Source organism: Halonotius pteroides, from assembly GCF_003605635.1.
GTDB lineage: Archaea > Halobacteriota > Halobacteria > Halobacteriales > Haloferacaceae > Halonotius > Halonotius pteroides.
The window spans coordinates 37,522-54,022 of sequence record NZ_QMDW01000016.1 but is presented as its reverse complement, the minus strand read 5'-3'; the positions used below and the strand labels follow the sequence as shown (position 1 = coordinate 54,022).

Here is a 16,501-nt window from a genome sequence, read left to right as displayed (position 1 = left end):
CTGTGACTTCCAGCTACTGCTGAGAGCTGACCAACAATCCTCTACCCAAGAGCGTAAACAAAAGAATAACAATCAAACGAACATTACAATGTATGACCTCACAGGCTTTCAGCGTGATCTGCTGTACGTGATCGCCGGCCTCGATGAGCCACACGGGCTGGCGATCAAAGACGAGCTTGAATCGTACTATGAAAAGGAGATCCATCACGGCCGGCTCTACCCGAACCTCGATACCCTCGTCGACAAGGGACTCGTCGAGAAGGGCCAACGCGACCGACGAACAAACTTCTATACGCTTACCCGCCGCGGCAGCCGCGAGATCGACGCCCGCTCCGAGTGGGAAGCGCAGTACATCGACTAACGCGTCCGATCAGCTGAGGACAGCAGCCCGCTTGCGCCCGGCCCCGGCCGCTCACCGGTTGTCGTCAGCGGTCGATTCTGAGCCGGTTGTGGATTCATCGGAGTCTGTCGACCCGTCGCCAGCATCGGGTGTAGGGCTCGTCGCAGCCGGCTCCGCGTCCGGCTCGGTAGCGCCCGGCGCAGCGAACCGCTGGAGCGGCGGCTGGCTGTCGAGGGTCGACGACGAGCCAATATTGAGCGAGGGGACAACGACAACGGCAAACTGGACGACCACAACCAGTAAGGCCGGCATCAAAAACAGCCCGTACCAGCCAAAAAACAGCGGCCCAAGAATGTAGGCGAGCATGAGCGAACCGATGTGGATGTTCTTGCCGGAAACGTATGGTCGGAGAAGAAAATCCGGGATCGAGTCGACGACGATGACCGAGACAACCGCAAAGAGCACCACAAACCACAGCGTCTCGCCGCCGGTGGTCACCACCCCACGGGCAGCCATGTAGAGCCCGACCGGGACGTAGATGATCTTCATGCCGACAATCGGGATCAGACTTGCGGCGCCCGCAAGCGAACCGACGAGGGCGGCTGCCGGAATGGCCGCGCCCGTCGGTGCAAAAACATTCAGCACCGAGAAGGCGATGACCGCGATGGTGCCGGTGATGATCGCGTTGAGGATGTTGCCGAAGAAGATGCTGCTCAGATCGCGGTCAACGGCCTGCAAGAACTCCTCAAACACCGTCTCTCGGGTGTCGAAGTTGGCGTGAATCCACCCGGCAAGGCGGTCATCGTCGCGGAGGAGATAGAAGGCGAAGACGACGACAGCAAGCAGATTGATTGTCACAATGCCGAGCGTTGTCGCCGTCTGGGCAATCGAAACCACCGATTGGAGAATCGATCCGGAAAGCTCGCCGGTAATCAGCTCGCGGCCGTCCGGCGACAGCAGAAATGAGGGGTCGGTCAGCCGGCTGTAGGTGCCGGGAGCAACTCCGAGCTGTTGGGGGCCAAACGCCGGAATATTCGTCAGCCGCCGGAGTTCACGGGAAACAATGAGCAACGCGTAGCCGACCAGCAGAAACGCCGGCAACACGAGGGCGATAATCGAGAGGCCGGCGGCAACGGTCGGATGGTTGATCCGATCGACCAGCCGGCGGTACACCGGGCGGGCGGCGTAGTAAACGAACAGTCCGACAACGACAAGGCCGATAAACGAGCTGAGGATGTAGCTGACTGCTCCCAGAAGAACGACCCCAGCGAGCAGCCACAGCGGGCGGTCACGGACAACAGAGCGGAGGGACATATCACCATGGCCGGCAGGCGACGAAAAAAGCATACCGGCACACAACCGCCGAAACGACAGGCTATGTGAGCTACCAGCCACAGCAGCCACATCGCGTCGGTCGGGGGCGACACACCCACAGTGCGGTCTCTGACAAACAGACATCACCACCGGTAAACGGTAGCCCAATATCAGTTATGAAAAATTGAGCGAGAGATATTTATACTCATCTCACCCACAATCACGTAGTCCCTTGAGTTACTCAAGGCGACTACCCCCCGAACAGGTGTGGAAGTTCCCCCGACTTCCCGTCTTTCGATTTCTGCGATCTGAACTAAACACACCACACGGGAGAATCCGGTTTATCGAGGCGCGACGAGAGTCGAGTGCGGTATCGTAGTTCAACTGAATTATTAGAATTGATTCTGTCCGCGATGAATATTTATACTCTCATCGGCAACGTACTGGTGTCGTCAGATAAAGAGAAGGCGACATTGACCCCCCTAGAACCCCGCTACCCCACTGCCATGGTGGTAGCACTGCAGTTATGATGTACAACCCCCTTCCTCATTATAATTTCGGTAGTGAACCACAGCTACGCGTTGATTCACACCGAGAACAGTATCCCTAAGCCTACCGACCACTGAGCGTCGCCAATGAGCGAGGCCAACGACAACGCGACCGCGTTGCTTCCGAGCGAAGACACCCTCGCTGCCGTCCAGTCGGCGTTGATCGAGTGGTATGCGGCCGATCACCGGGAGTATCCATGGCGGAAAACCGACAATCCCTATGGTATTCTTGTCTCGGAGATCATGAGCCAACAGACACAGTTGGATCGCGTGGTTTCAGCGTGGGCGGACTTTCTCGATCGATGGCCGACCGTGGAAGCGTTGGCCGACACGCCGCGGGGCGAGGTAGTTTCGTTTTGGAGCAGCCACAGCCTCGGCTACAACAACCGCGCAAAATACCTCCATGAGGCGGCGACCCAGATCATCACCGAATACGACGGGGAGTTTCCGGAGACCCCCAGTGAGCTTCAAGAGTTGATGGGTGTCGGCCCGTATACCGCCAATGCCGTCGCCTCCTTCGCGTTTAACGCTGGCAACGCCGTCGTCGACACCAATGTCAAACGCGTGTTGTATCGCGCATTCGATGTGCCTGACGACGACGCCGCGTTCGAAGGTGTCGCCGACGAGCTCATGCCGGCAGGCGAATCACGGGTCTGGAACAATGCGATCATGGAGCTCGGTGGGGTTGCCTGCGAGAAGACACCGCGGTGTGATGAGATGGGCTGTCCGTGGCGGGAGTGGTGTCAGGCTTACGAGACAGGTGATTTTACCGCCCCAGATGTGCCAACCCAGCCGAGTTTTGAGGGGAGTCGACGGCAGTTCCGTGGACGGGTAATCAAGACACTTGGTGAGTACGACGAACTACCACTGTCAAAACTGGGCCCGCGGATCCGCGTCGATTACGGTGGTGACACCGGTCGTGAGTGGCTAAAGGGGCTGGTCGCCGACCTTGCTGACGATGGGTTAGTTGAGCTGAGCGAGCAGGCGGACGAGACCGTAGCCCGACTCCAACGCTGACTCTTCGTCGAGTTGAGCAGCAAGGAATTGAGACGATGTTGAACGGTGAGTGATTAATAGTAAACGACTATAAAATGAATACCGACACGTCTGTTCCGGATATTAGTTAGAATTTTTGATTTTATAACCACATTATCTTTGCATTTATTTGTTTAGAAATGTACTCGCAGCTATGAGCCTCGAATCTTCAACTGAGGATACTCGCACATCGAAACAGTCCGATAACGGTGCCGGCAAGCTTTGGGAGTCCTATCGCAACACAACAGATCTCAATATTGCTGACGCCGGCGAAAACGAAACACTTCGGCACGAACGCGATTTCTGGAAGTCGATGTTTAATCAGTTAGTTGATGAGTTCCCAGAAGGCGTTTTTGCGACAACCAATGACGGCACGCTCACGCATTGGAATGCCGAGATCGAGGCTCATTTGAACGTCAGTGCTGCCGAAGTGATTGGAGAAAACGCATATGATGTTATCGGAACCGAAAACAAGGATGAGACGCTGGCTGAGGCGGTTGCCAGAAAAGGAGAGCCGATCGAGGAAGATGACATCCGGGAAGTGCCAACAACCGACGCTGTCTTTCAGGTGTACGGGGTTCCGCTGCGTGGCCCTGAGGAAAGCGTTGTCGGCGCGTTTGAGGTAACCCCTGATGTGTCCGAGCATATCCAGCGAAAACGAGAGCTTGAGACGCTCCAAGCAGAGGTCAATGGATCCGTTTGTCAGCGGTTAGAGGAGCTATCGGAGTCGACAGAGGATATCGTTTCGGTCAGTGATAGCGTAGAAACGTTTGCGACCGAGCAAACAACCCGAATGGATCAGGTTGCAGCCGAGATTAGTGATCAGTCGGCGACGATTGAGGAGTTGGCCTCAACCGCAGACCAGGTTAGTCAGGCCGCAGAGCGTGCACAGTCACGTACCGACGACGGCGAGGAGACCGCCGATGCAGCCATTGAGCGGATGACAGATGTCAAGCAGGCTGCCGATGATGTTAGCGACACGATCGATGACCTGACCACCCAGGCCGACGAGATGAGCGAGATTATCGATGTCATCAATGATATCGCTGATCAGACGAACATTCTCGCGCTCAACGCTTCGATTGAAGCCGCCCGGGCGGGTGAAGCCGGCGAAGGGTTTGCGGTCGTCGCCGATGAGGTGAAGGCGCTGGCAGAAGAGTCCCAGCAGCAAGCAAACGAGATCGAAACCCGCATCGAACAGATCGTCACGGTGACCCAGCGAACGGCGACAGAACTCGACCAAACAACCGAAGAGCTGTCAGTGGCTATCGACGCGGTTGAGGAGACAGTTGAAGCGTTACACCAGATCAGAGACGCAGTTACTGAGACCGCAACCGGGACAAATGAGGTTGCTCGCGCAACGGATGACCAAGCAGCTAGCTCCGAGGAGATCGCCGCCACGGTCGAGGATGCGGTGAACAAACTCGATGATCTTGAGTCACAGATCGCTGAGTTGACCGAGATCGCAAACCATCAAGTGAACCAGGTAGATGAAATAGAAATGTCAGTAAACGAGCTGATCAACCACTGAAACGCAGGAGGATACTGTTCGACCCTAATACCGTTGGCGGCTGACCACCAGTTCAGCGGGCGTCTCCTGCTGAGAACACCATGTCAGACCGGTATCAGCGTTTAGGCGCATCTGTTAAGAGAGGCCTGGCACGCGGCTTATTACGACCGACGACCAACCAATCTGTGTGAACAACCCATCCATCGACGAACAGATTGCGGCGGTGTCACAACAGGTGGATGGTGTCGATGATGTCTGTTTGGTCTGGCACTGCCGCAACTTGCGCACAGACGACCACCCGGCGATCGAGTATGCGACCGGGCGGTATGCGGCGATACTCCCGATTTTTATCGTTGATCCGGCGTTCTACGGCGCGGATGGGTTGGCCTGTGACGCCCGGATTCAGTTCATGCTGGAATCGCTTGCTGATCTGGCCGGCCAGTACGAATCGCTTGGCGGTGGACTCACCATGCTGCATGGCGAGCCGGTGGAACTACTCGACAAACTCGATGCACACGTGGCCCAGATCGTCACAACCGCAGACCCAACCGGAAGATACGGCCTCCGCCGAGACAACGCTGTCGCCGAGGCGTGTGATATCACCTTCGTCGATGCCGACGGGCTTCGACGTGATGTCCCCGACACACGAGACGGCTGGAGCGACCATGTTGAGTCGTATCTCACCGCGTCGATCCACGAGGCCGACGGCGAGGCGACACCGATTCAGCATGTCGACACCGGTATCGATCCGGCGTGGGTCGAAGACTACTACGATATCTCACCCGACAAGCAGATCTCTCGGATCGGCGGAACCGAACACGCAGTTCAGGTGTTGAACGACTTTACTGGTAGCCTCTCGGAGTATCCAGGGAACATCTCAGCACCGACCGATGCACGCACTGGAACCAGTCAACTCTCGCCGTATCTGCGGTTTGGCTGTCTCTCGGTGCGGCAGGTCTACCAGGCTGTCGACAACGCACCCGGAAGCGCACAGGCCACCGAGATGTTCACATCGCGGCTCTACTGGAATCGCCACTACAATCAAAAGCTCGCCGATTGGGCAGGCTGGATGGAGCAGGCGGTAAACCCCGTCTTAGCGGACTTCCATCGGGAGACACATGATCCAGACCGTGTTGAGGCTTGGAAAACAGGGATGACAGGGTATCCGATGGTTGATGCATCGATGCGGTGTCTCCGTCAGACCGGGTGGCTCAACTTTCGGATGCGAGCGATGTGTGCCTCCTTCCTGTGTGATCTGCTCCAACAACCCTGGAAGATCGGCGCGGACTTCTTTTATTACCATCTGCTCGATGCGGATCCCGCGATTAATTACACCCAGTTTCAACTCCAGGCCGGCGTTGACGGCACCAACATGCTGCGGATATACAATCCCCGAAAACAGGTTCGTGACAACGACCCCGACGGCGAGTTCATCAAAAAATGGGTGCCAGAACTCGAAGCACTGCCGGTCGAGTACCTAGATCAACCCGAAAAAACACCGCTCCATGTACAGGATGAGGTTGGTGTGCGGATCGGCGAGACGTATCCATACCCGATCGTTGAGTACGAAGCGGCCAGAGCGGCGATCATCGAGAAGTTCGAGGCCGTTCAAGCGGCGGCCACAGAAGCACTGCAACACCCCGAGGTAAATCGCCGTGCGTCGCTCTCTCAACGTGGGGGTACAACGCAGCCAACAGCCGATGTTGCGATCGGGGAGTTGACTGACACCGCACCGGAGCAGGCTGGCCAATCGTCACTCGGCGATTTTACCTAACTGACTGAGCGGTTCGATCAAGCGTACGCTGGGTGTATAGTAGATGAGTTGATCAGTAGAGAAGAACTTCGATAACCACTATCCGGTGTGTGTAAAACACAATGTTAGGAAATGCTGACAGCCACGCTACTGTTGACACCAGCCGAACTTGTCGTAACTACCTTCGCGTTTGTGACACTGTTTGGCGATGCGTGGTTTCTCGTTGTTGGCCTCGCGCTGGGCTACTGGATCGGCCCACGGAGTGACGAGACCACCCGGCCGGCCGCAGCCACAGGGATCGCCATCGCCACACTCGCCTTGGCGGTCGTCCTCGCGGCGAAAAGCTACACCGCGATCCCGCGGCCCACAGCGATGCCGATCGATCCCGCCGGTCTTCCGGGAACGCTTGCCGGCTTTGTCGCCGGCGAACTCGACTCCGGTGGCTTTAGTTTTCCGAGCGGCCACGCCACCGGTGCAACCGCGGTCTACGGCAGTCTCGGGCTGTTGCTGACTGTTGGGCGTCGGCGATGGCGGCATCTTGTTGCTGGCGGGGCGATCGGCCTGATCAGCCTCTCACGGCTCGTCTTGGGGGTGCATTACCCCCGAGACGTGCTTGCCGGGATGGCCCTCGGTGCGGGACTGGTCGCCGGGGGGCTGTGGGTTGTCCGTGATGGTGATCGCTGGCGAGTCGACCGTGGCTTCCTGCTGGCCGGTGTCGCCGCCGTTGTCGGCGTCGTGGTTGCCTGGCAGGGCGGCCACGCCGAGGAACTGCGACATGGGATGATCGGCGTCGGCACCGCAGTCGGCGGTGGCGGCGTGTGGCACCAGTATGGCGAACGACTGATCTCGGCACCGGCGGTCTCGGTGCCGATTGTGACTGGTGGCCTCGGTGTTGCCGGCGGGCTGTGGATCGGAGCCTACGAGGGGTTGTTTGGGTTGTTCGGTGCGGCCGTCGCCAGCGCGGTCGGTGTGACGATTATTCTGGGACTGCCGATGGTCGAGTCGTGGGCGCAAAAAAGAACGTGACGGGTGTGGCCGCTTAGAACTTCTCGAGGTAGCGGTCGATCTCCCACTCGGAGACGCTGACGAGGTAGTCGGTGAACTCCTCGTTTTTCGCTTCGACGAACTTCTCGGCAACGTGATCGCCGAGTCCACCAAGAATGACCTCGTCGTCTTCAAGTGCCTCAACGGCGTCGCCGAGGTTTTTCGGCAGCGTTTCGATGCCATACTCCTCGATCTTCTCCTCGTCGAACTCGTAGATGTTCTCGCGGATCGGATCCGGCGCGTCGATGTCGCGCTCGATGCCGTCGATCCCGGCGTTGAGCAGCGACGCGAAGCCGAGATACGGGTTACAGGACGGATCGGGGAAGCGTGCCTCGATGCGGGTTGCGACCGGCTCGCGGGCCGCCGGCTTCCGGATGAGCGCCGAGCGGTTGCGATCCGACCACGCAACGTAGACCGGGGCCTCGTAGCCAGGGACGAGGCGTTTGTAGGAGTTCACCGTCGGGTTGGTGACGGCGGTGATCGCCGGGGCGTGGTCGAGAATCCCGCCGAGGAAGGACAGGGCGGTCTCGCTGAGATCGAAGTCACCCTCGCCGTGGAAAGCGTTTTCGCCGTCCTTGAACAGCGACATGTGGGTGTGCATGCCCGAGCCGTTGATCTTCGGCACCGGTTTCGGCATGAACGTCGCGTGGAGGTCGTGTTGGGCGGCAACCGCCCGAACGACAAAGCGGAAGGTGGCAACGTTGTCGGCGGTGGTCAGCGCGTCGTCGTACTCGAAGTTGATCTCATACTGGCCCTGAGCGACCTCGTGGTGGCTGGCTTCGATCTCGAAGCCCATCTCTTCGAGCGTGAAGATGATCTCACGACGGACATCGCTTTGGAGATCCTTCGGCGCGAGATCGAAGTAGCCGCCGTGATCGGCGAACTCCGTGGTCGCATAGCCGTCCTCGTCGGTCTTAAACAGGAAGAACTCCGGTTCGGGGGCCATGTTGACATCGAAGCCGTGTTCCTCGGCTTTGTCGATAGCCTCCTGGAGCACATAGCGTGGGTCGCCCTCAAACGGTTCGCCGGTTGAGGTGTTGATCACATCACAGATGAGTCGGGCGGCACCGCTTTCCTCGTCGTTGCGCCATGGGAGGATGGCGAACGTGTCAGGGTCGGGTTTGAGCCGCATGTCGGACTCCTGAATCCGCACAAAGCCGTTGATCGAGGAGCCATCAAAGTAGATGCCCTCAGTGAAGGCTTTCTCGGCTTGGTCGGCCGGCACTGACACATTTTTCACCGTGCCAAGGATATCAGTAAACTGGAGCCGAAGGAAATCGATTCCTTCATCAGCAATCTCATCAATAACGTCTTGTTCTTTCTCGGTCAGTCCACCGTCTGTGGCAACGTTCGTTTCAGTCATATTCCGGACGAGTAGACCATTTGGTGCCAGTATAAAGGTCTTACCGCTTATGGCAATTACACCGCTCAAACTCAGAAAGTGGATATTCGTAAAATTATAAACCCCTCAGTCCGTCGGTAGGTTGTATGACGTACGAAAACTTGGATGCGAAGTTGATCAATGCATTACTTGGCAACGGTCGAGCAAGTCTACGCAGTCTTGGCGAGCAGCTTGATGTCTCGGTGACGACCGTCTCAAATCACCTCCGCGATCTGGAAGCCGAGGGGGTTGTCAACGGCTATACGCCGATCGTCGACTACGACACCCTTGGCTACGACGTGACCGCCATCATCAACCTCAAAGTCGAGGGCAGCGCGCTGCAGACGGTCGCCGAGCGCCTACGACAACAAAACCAGATGGTCAGCGTCTATGAGGTCACCGGCGACTACGATATCGTCGCTGTCGGCAAGTTCGGGGACACCGACGGGATGAACGATCAGATCAAGGAGCTGCTGACCGATGTGGACATCCGGGAATCAAACACGAGTGTCGTGCTCAATGCGGCCTGCGAAGACGAACAGTTCGAACTCGACGTCGACGAGGAGTAACGACGTACGTAGCTATTGTCTGCGATCACAAACCCACCAAGTGACAGCGTCGCGCTGAACAATTGAGCCAACGGAAAGGGACTTGCCCGTCGCCCACAGAGAGGCGGTATGAACGCAACACCACAGACGACAGCCGCCGAGGTCGTCGTCGTCGACTACGGGCTTGGCAACCTCCGGAGTGTCACCCGCGGGCTCGAACGTGCAAACGCGGGCGTAACGATCACTGACGACCCCGCAAGCTTCGCCGACGCCGATGGGATCGTTCTTCCGGGCGTCGGCGCGTTCCGCGAGGGGATGGACAACGCCGGCCCCTACCGGGACGCCCTTGCCGAGGCGGCCGACCGTGGGCAACCGATCTTTGGCATCTGTCTCGGGATGCAGATGCTGCTGGGCTCCAGCGAAGAAGCAGAGCACGCCGGTGAGGGCGAGGTTGAGGGGCTGAACTTCATCCCCGGCACCAACGTCCGGTTCGATGTCGACAAGAAAGTCCCGCATATGGGCTGGAACGAACTCGATGTGCAACGCAAACACCCATTGGTCGAGGGGATTGATGGCCAATACGCCTACTTCGTCCACTCCTACCACGCCGCCCCCGACGACGACAACGCGATCGTCGCCAGCACGGACTACGGCGTCGATTTCCCCTCGGTGATCGCCAACGAGGACGGCACGATCTTCGGCACGCAGTTCCACCCCGAGAAAAGCGGCGAGACCGGCCTGCAGATCCTCCGGAACTTCGTCGACCTCTGTGCGGAGCAGTAGTCGAGCGTCCCCGAGAGTTAGGCTGTCTGTTCTGCGACAACCGAGACGCCGATTTCAACCTCAGTGTTCTCGATCTCCCACGTTTCCAGGCGGTCAGCCTCATCGCTCGGCGTGTCAGTGAGTTCGGCGGCGCGGACTTCCTCGCTGATAAGATCGCTGTGGTCGTCGACGAAGCCGGCAACGCGGTCGTCGGCGGCGGCGAGGCCGACGCTGATTTCGCTTTCGACATCGAGATCGAGTTCCTTGCGCATCTCCTGAATCCGGCGGATCACGTCGCGGGCGTACCCCTCGGCTTCGAGCTCGTCGGTCAGCGTCGTATCGACGTAGACCGTGCCGCCCTCGAACTCGGTGCCGGTGACGCCTTCCGGCGGTTCCTTGCGGTACTCGATCATTTCATCCTCAAGCTCGACAGCCTCGCCGTTGAGTTCGATACCGGATTCGACCTCCTCGCGTGTCGCACCCTCGACGGCATTCATCACGTCTTGGGCGTCGCCGCCAAAGGCAGGGCCGATCTCCCCCATCTGTGGGTCGGCGTACGCGATGAGTTCGTCGAATTCGTCGACGACCTCGATATCACGGGTGTTGATGCGTTCGCCAAGCAGATCGGCGAGGTTCTCGACCGCGCCAGCGACATCCTCGTCGTCGGTCTCGACGACAACCCGCGAGACGGGCCACCGGAGCTTCCGACCGCCACGTTGGCGGGCGTTGGCGGCGGCTTCCTCCACGTCACGGAGGACGGCCATGTCGGCTTCAAGCTCGGCGTCGCGGCGGTCTGCGTCGACCGCAGGCCAATCGAGTGCGTGGACGGTCGTCGCGCTGCCGTCGATGGTTTGGTACATCTCCTCGGCCATGTACGGCGTGACCGGCGCGAGTAGGCGAATGACCGCGTTGGTGATAGTGGCGAGGGTCGCGTACGCGCCGAGTTTTGTGGGCGAATCACCCTCTTCCCACATTCGCTCGCGGGTCGCCTTGATGTAGAACCGCGAGACATCCTCGGTGATGAACTCCAGTACGGTGTTGAGCGCGTCGTCGATGCGGTAATCGGCCCACGCCTCGCTGGATTCCTCGATGACGGATTGCAGCCGTGAAAGCACCCACTCGTCGACCGTGGTTAGCTCGCCCTCGCTGAGGTCGGGCTCAGCCGGATCATAGCCGTCGAGATCCATGTACGTGAGCGGGAAGCGGAAGACGTTCCAGCAGATGTTGAGCGTGCCGACCATGCTGCCGAGGCCGTCCCAGTCGAAGGAGAGGTCAACACCCTGCTGGTCGTGGCTCAGGAGGTATGCGCGCAGCGGGTCGCGGCCGGCCCGGTCGATAGCCTCCTCCGGTGTAACGATGTTGCCGACCGACTTCGACATCTTGCGGCCGTGTTTGTCGTTGGCGAAGCCGTGCATCAGCACTTCTTTGTACGGGCTCTCGCCAAAGGCGGTCGTCCCCATCCCGAGTTGCGACCAGAACCAGCCGCGGGTCTGGTCGTGGGCCTCGATAATGAGGTCGGCGGGCCACAACTCATCGAAGTCGTCGGTCTCGGTTGGATAGCCCAGTGTGCCCCACGTCGCCACCGAGGAGTCCAGCCACACGTCGAAGACATCCTCGATGCGGCGGTATGTTGTGCCGTCCTCGGTAATCGTGATGTCGTCGACGGTTGGGCGATGGAGGTCGATCTCGTCGGGGTCGATCTCCCCATCGGCGCGTTCGGCGAGTTCCTCGCGCGTCCCGATGACGATCATCTCCTCGTCGAGGGTAGCGTCGCCATCGCCGCCGTCGCTGGCTGCGTCTTCCGGAACCCAGATCGGAATCGGAATCCCCCAGTATCGTTGTCGGGAGACGTTCCAGTCGGGCGCATCCTCGATGAAGTCCCGGAACCGGTTGTCGCGGGCCCATTGGGGGTGCCACTCGGCCTCGGTGATGTTGTCCAGCAGTTCGTTCTTGATATCGGTGATCGAGATGAACCACTGGTCGGTGGCGAGTTGGATGATATCCGTGTCACAGCGCCAGCAGTGGCCGTAGGAGTGTTCGTATGTTTCCTCGGCCAGCAGCGCGCCGTTAGCGTCGAGATCAGCGGTGATCTCGTCGTTGGCGTCGCGGACGAACTGACCAGCGTATTTGCCGCCGGCGTCGGTGTAGGTGCCGTCGCCGGCGACGGGGCAGAAGATATCGAGGCCGAGTTCCTGGCCGCGGTGGAAGTCCTCCTCACCGTGGCCGGGCGCGGAGTGGACGAGCCCGGTGCGGTCGGCCTCGACGAAGTCAGCTGTGTAGACCTCGCCCGCGCCCTCGAAAGTTGGATAGTCGGGAACTTCCTCAGCCAGCGGGTGATCGTACGCCCAGCCGACGAGGTCGGCGCCGTCGAGTTCGGCTTCGATCTCGTAGTCGTCGTAGCGGCCCTTCCCGAGGACATCGTCGACACACTCGGCGGCGATGTAGAGCACGTCCTCATCGTTGCCCGTGGTCGCACGAACCTTCTGGTAGGTCAGCTTCTCGCCGACGCCGACGAAGGTGTTTGCGGGGATCGTCCACGGCGTCGTCGTCCAGATGACGAGACTCCCCTCACGGTCGCTGAGTGGGAATTTGACGTAGATTGAGGGGTCTTCGACCTGATCGTACTCGACTTCGTTGTTGGCGATCCCGGTCTCACACCGCGGGCATTGGGAGATCGAGCGTTTGCCCTGCTCGACGAGACCACGGTCGGCGACCTGTTTGAAGCCGTACCACGCGGCTTCCATGTACTCCGGCGAGATGGTCTTGTAGGGATTGTCCCAGTCGAACCACGCGCCAATAGATTGAAAATCCTCGTCCATCGCCTCGCGGTTGGTCTCGGCGAACTGCTTGCACTCCTCGATGAACGCCTCCATGCCGTACTCTTCGATGTCCTGTTTGCTCTCGAAGCCGAGTTCCTCCTCGACTTTGACCTCGATTGGGAGGCCGTGCATATCATAGCCCGGCCGGTCGGTGACCTGGTGGCCGGTCATCCGTTTCTGGCGGATCACGGCGTCTTTGAGCGTCTTGTTCCAGGCGGTGCCGAGGTGCATCTGCCCGGAGGTATAGGGCGGACCATCGACGAAGAAGAAGGTCGGATCGTCGGCGTGGGCTGCCTTGGTCGCCTCGTAGGCGTCGTGGTCGTCCCAGTAGTCGTCGATGGCCGCCTCCACGTCGGCGGGCGAATACTGGTCGCTAACGTCGTCCATAATGAAAGGGAGTGGGTCGGCGTATATCAAAACGGTGATCCGAGGGCGAGAGGGTTACAGCCAATTCGTCGCGTGCAACACGAGACTTGAGGGGTCGCTCACGACGCGCTCGATACGGTTGATAGCCCCTGCGACCGCGCCAGCAGTTACCTCGGTCTGTGGGACAATGATGACTCCTTCGTGATCGTCGAATGCCGCAAAATCCTTCGCGTCGTTCGTCAGGATGACAGCCCCTTCCGCCTGTGCGTAGGATCGTATCTCGGAATCAGTCGCCGTTGGGCCGAGCGTATCAATATCAACGACGCGCTCAACAGTGTGGCCTTCGCTCCGGAGTGCGTTGATGTACGCCGTCTTCACATGGACATCGGCGAGCAACCGCATTGAAAATTACCTTAGGGTTCTGATTCGGCGGCGTCAGGGCCGTCGAGTTGCTCCCGAAGCCGTGCTGATTCCTGTTTGATTTCCTGCCGTCGCTCCGCAGCGTCGGCCTCCAGTTCGCGCATCTCGTCGGCGCTATCGTAGTAGTACGCGAGCGCGTCGAACACCGCCGCACCGTCGAGATCGTACTCGGCGGCGACCGCAAAGGGATCCTCATTGCCATCGATCACCCGACGTTTGATGTCGAGAACCGAGATTCGGGTTCCCTCAATGCACGGATCACCTGACCGAATATCGGAATCCGTGACGATTGCGACCATACGTTGAGTTGTGCGTCTCAATTCATAAACGCTCGGACGCGATCAGAGGGTAGTCACATTCAATCCATTTTGTCGACATTTGCTCTAAGGATTTTTCCAATTATGCTATAGAATGTGCGGAGTTATCCATTACCAACCACCTAATCGTTTTATTATCTAATATCCGACTGAAAAACCACCAATCACAAGCGAGCCAATCACAAAATCATCGACCTCCTGTAGTGTGTTGAGAACGTGTGAAAACGGGCCGGGAGCTGCAAGAGGAAACACCACAGAGAGAGCCATGACTGTGAGAACTGCATAGATGATCGAGCCTCCAATATCTTTTAGATTCACTGTTTACTGCCTCTCAATTGTATGCACATGTAAAATGTACTTTCTTTTCAGCCTTTCCTGTGTGCTACACTCGTTGCCACTCTGTTGTGGAACACACCAACCCACTTGCATATCACAGCCTAACAGAATCGAGAGTGGACTAGTTGCTATCGTTGGTAAGCGCCGCAAATAAAAACGGGAATGGCCGCGGTCGCAACGCAGTCGATTCGAAGCCGGTACAGCGGTTAGGTCGGCGTGGATGAGTAAGCGGACTGTGGCCGAACTTACATCGCGCCGCCCATGCCACCCATACCGCCCATGCCACCCATGCCGCCGCCCATACCGCCTGGGCCGCCGGCCGGTGGGCCGCCGTCATCGTCGTCGTCGCCAACCTGGCCACCAGCGAGGTCGCCTGCGGCGATGACATCGTCGATGCGGAGGATCATCACAGCGGCTTCGGTTGCGGATTCGATCGCCTGCGTTTTGACGCGAAGCGGCTCGACGACGCCCTCGTTTTCCATGTCGATCACGTTGCCCGAGTAGGCGTCCAGCCCGGCGGTGAAGTCGCCGCCGTCGTGTTGGGATCGCAGCGAGACGAGGGAATCAATCGAGTCCAGCCCGGCGTTCTCGGCGAGCGTCCGGGGGATGACTTCGAGTGCGTCGGCGAAGGCCTCAACAGCCAGCTGTTCGCGGCCCCCGACGGAGTCGGCGAAGTCACGAAGCTGGAGTGCGAGTTCGGTTTCGGGCGCGCCGCCACCGGGGAGCACCTTGCCGTCTTCGAGCGTGGCGCGAACGACACCGAGGGAGTCCTCGATCGCGCGTTCGACCTCGTCGACGACGTGGTCGGTGCTGCCACGAACGACGAGCGTGACGCTTTTGGCGTCCTCGACATCCTCGACGAAGAGCCGCTCGTCGCCACCGATATCCTTCTGGGCGACGCTGCCGGCGACACCGAGGTCGTCCTCAGTCAGATCGTCGAGGTTGGAGACGACGCGGCCGCCGGTTGCGCGAGCGAGTGCCTTGAGGTCGGAGTCCTTTGCGCGGCGGGCGGCAATGATACCCTCTTGGGCGAGGTAGTGTTGGGCCATGTCGTCGATGCCGTCACCGACAAAGACCACGTCGACACCGGCGTCTGCGAGTTGGTCGACCATCTCCTTGAGCTGTTCCTCTTCTTGGTCGAGGAACTCCTGCAGCTGGGAGGGGTCGGTAACGTTGACCTCGGCGTCGATCTCGGTCTCTTTGACCTCGAAGGCACCGTCGAACAGCGCAATCGAGGCGTCCTCGGCGAAGTACGGCATGTTCTCGTCGACGCGCTCCTTGTCGACGATGACGCCCTCGACGAGTTCGGACTCATCGATGGAGCCGCCGACGACGGTCTCGACGTCAACGTTGTCGAGGTCGATCCCTTCGTCGTCTTCGACAGCCAGCACGGCGTCAACGACGAGTTCGGCGAGGTGATCTTTCGCGCCTTCCGCGCCCTTGCCGGTCATCGCCGTGGTAGCGATCTCGACGAGGGTGTCGCGGTCGTCCGCGGAGACTTCGATCGCCTCGCTTTCGAGGATATCCTTGGCCTTCTCGGCGGCCTCTCGGTACCCCTGTGCGATGGTCGTCGCGTGGATCTCGGAATCGATCAGCTCTTCGGCCTGATCGAGGAGTTCACCCGCAACGACAACGGCAGAGGTGGTGCCGTCGCCAACCTCGTTCTCCTGGGTCTCGCTGACCTCGACGATCATGTTCGCGGCGGGGTGGTCGATATCCATCTCTTTGAGGATGGTAACGCCGTCGTTGGTGACGACGACCGAGCCGCCGGAGTCGACGAGCATCTTGTCCATGCCCTTCGGTCCGAGTGTGGTGCGTACGGACTCGGCGACCGCCTTGCCGGCGGTGATGTTCATCGACTGGGCGTCTTTCCCGGAGGTGCGCTGGCTGTCCTCCGAGAGGACGATCATCGGCTGGTTACCCATCCGCTGTTGTTGAGACATAGTCACCTCCGGATTGTTTGTGATTCTATATAAACCCTTCGTATAGGGTCACTGAGCGGCGCGCT

Annotated in this window: 14 protein-coding genes; 7 read left to right on the top strand and 7 right to left on the bottom strand. The window is 59.3% G+C overall.

Translation table 11 applies throughout. The features are described 5' to 3' along the window. Positions 1-88 precede the first annotated feature (88 nt). A complete protein-coding gene (locus DP106_RS11105; protein WP_120085328.1) occupies positions 89-361 on the top strand; it encodes a helix-turn-helix transcriptional regulator in 273 nt (90 codons plus the stop codon). 51 nt (positions 362-412) lie between these two features. Here DP106_RS11105 and DP106_RS11100 read toward each other — a convergent pair whose 3' ends face one another. After that, entirely contained in the window at positions 413-1,654 is a 1,242-nt protein-coding gene (locus DP106_RS11100; RefSeq protein ID WP_165857874.1) for an AI-2E family transporter, read from the bottom strand. A gap of 635 nt (positions 1,655-2,289) precedes the next feature. Between DP106_RS11100 and DP106_RS11095 the strand changes: the two genes are divergently transcribed. The 4 genes from DP106_RS11095 to DP106_RS11080 all read left to right on the top strand — a co-directional run bounded on the left by DP106_RS11095 (position 2,290) and on the right by DP106_RS11080 (position 7,526). Next, positions 2,290-3,219 (top strand): HhH-GPD family protein, encoded by a 930-nt coding sequence (locus tag DP106_RS11095; RefSeq protein ID WP_120085325.1) that lies wholly within the window; start codon positions 2,290-2,292, stop codon positions 3,217-3,219. Positions 3,220-3,391: 172 nt separating this feature from the next. Beyond that, the gene (locus tag DP106_RS11090; protein WP_120085324.1) at positions 3,392-4,768 is read left to right on the top strand and encodes a methyl-accepting chemotaxis protein; all 1,377 of its coding nucleotides are present in this window, start codon (positions 3,392-3,394) and stop codon (positions 4,766-4,768) included. A gap of 166 nt (positions 4,769-4,934) precedes the next feature. Further along, positions 4,935-6,521: an FAD-binding domain-containing protein gene (locus DP106_RS11085; protein WP_120085323.1), complete on the top strand. Its 1,587-nt coding sequence runs from the start codon at positions 4,935-4,937 to the stop codon at positions 6,519-6,521. 111 nt (positions 6,522-6,632) lie between these two features. After that, a complete protein-coding gene (locus DP106_RS11080; RefSeq protein WP_120085322.1) occupies positions 6,633-7,526 on the top strand; it encodes a phosphatase PAP2 family protein in 894 nt (297 codons plus the stop codon). Positions 7,527-7,539: 13 nt separating this feature from the next. Here DP106_RS11080 and glnA read toward each other — a convergent pair whose 3' ends face one another. Then, complete coding sequence (gene glnA / locus DP106_RS11075; RefSeq protein ID WP_120085321.1) at positions 7,540-8,907, bottom strand: type I glutamate--ammonia ligase; 1,368 nt, start codon at positions 8,905-8,907, stop codon at positions 7,540-7,542. 125 nt (positions 8,908-9,032) lie between these two features. Here glnA and lrp point away from each other — a divergent pair, with 125 nt between their 5' ends. Together lrp and hisH are read left to right on the top strand one after the other, a co-directional pair. Further along, positions 9,033-9,494 carry an HTH-type transcriptional regulator Lrp gene (lrp, locus tag DP106_RS11070; protein WP_120085319.1) on the top strand — a complete coding sequence of 154 codons (462 nt, stop codon included), beginning with the start codon at positions 9,033-9,035 and terminating at the stop codon, positions 9,492-9,494. A gap of 108 nt (positions 9,495-9,602) precedes the next feature. After that, on the top strand, positions 9,603-10,256 hold the full coding sequence (gene hisH / locus DP106_RS11065) for an imidazole glycerol phosphate synthase subunit HisH (RefSeq protein ID WP_120085318.1): 654 nt from the start codon (positions 9,603-9,605) through the stop codon (positions 10,254-10,256). A gap of 17 nt (positions 10,257-10,273) precedes the next feature. Here hisH and ileS read toward each other — a convergent pair whose 3' ends face one another. From ileS to thsA, 5 genes are all read right to left on the bottom strand, one after another. Next, complete coding sequence (gene ileS, locus DP106_RS11060) at positions 10,274-13,441, bottom strand: isoleucine--tRNA ligase (protein WP_120085317.1); 3,168 nt, start codon at positions 13,439-13,441, stop codon at positions 10,274-10,276. Positions 13,442-13,495: 54 nt separating this feature from the next. Continuing rightward, complete coding sequence (locus DP106_RS11055) at positions 13,496-13,822, bottom strand: DUF5615 family PIN-like protein (RefSeq protein ID WP_120085316.1); 327 nt, start codon at positions 13,820-13,822, stop codon at positions 13,496-13,498. Between the two features lie 11 nt (positions 13,823-13,833). After that, positions 13,834-14,139, bottom strand: a complete 306-nt coding sequence (locus tag DP106_RS11050; RefSeq protein WP_120085315.1) for a DUF433 domain-containing protein — start codon at positions 14,137-14,139, stop codon at positions 13,834-13,836. 156 nt (positions 14,140-14,295) lie between these two features. Next, the gene (locus DP106_RS15875) at positions 14,296-14,475 is read right to left on the bottom strand and encodes a hypothetical protein (RefSeq protein ID WP_165857873.1); all 180 of its coding nucleotides are present in this window, start codon (positions 14,473-14,475) and stop codon (positions 14,296-14,298) included. A 263-nt stretch (positions 14,476-14,738) separates the two neighbouring features. Next, on the bottom strand, positions 14,739-16,403 hold the full coding sequence (thsA, locus tag DP106_RS11045; protein ID WP_120085331.1) for a thermosome subunit alpha: 1,665 nt from the start codon (positions 16,401-16,403) through the stop codon (positions 14,739-14,741). Positions 16,404-16,501: the final 98 nt, after the last annotated feature.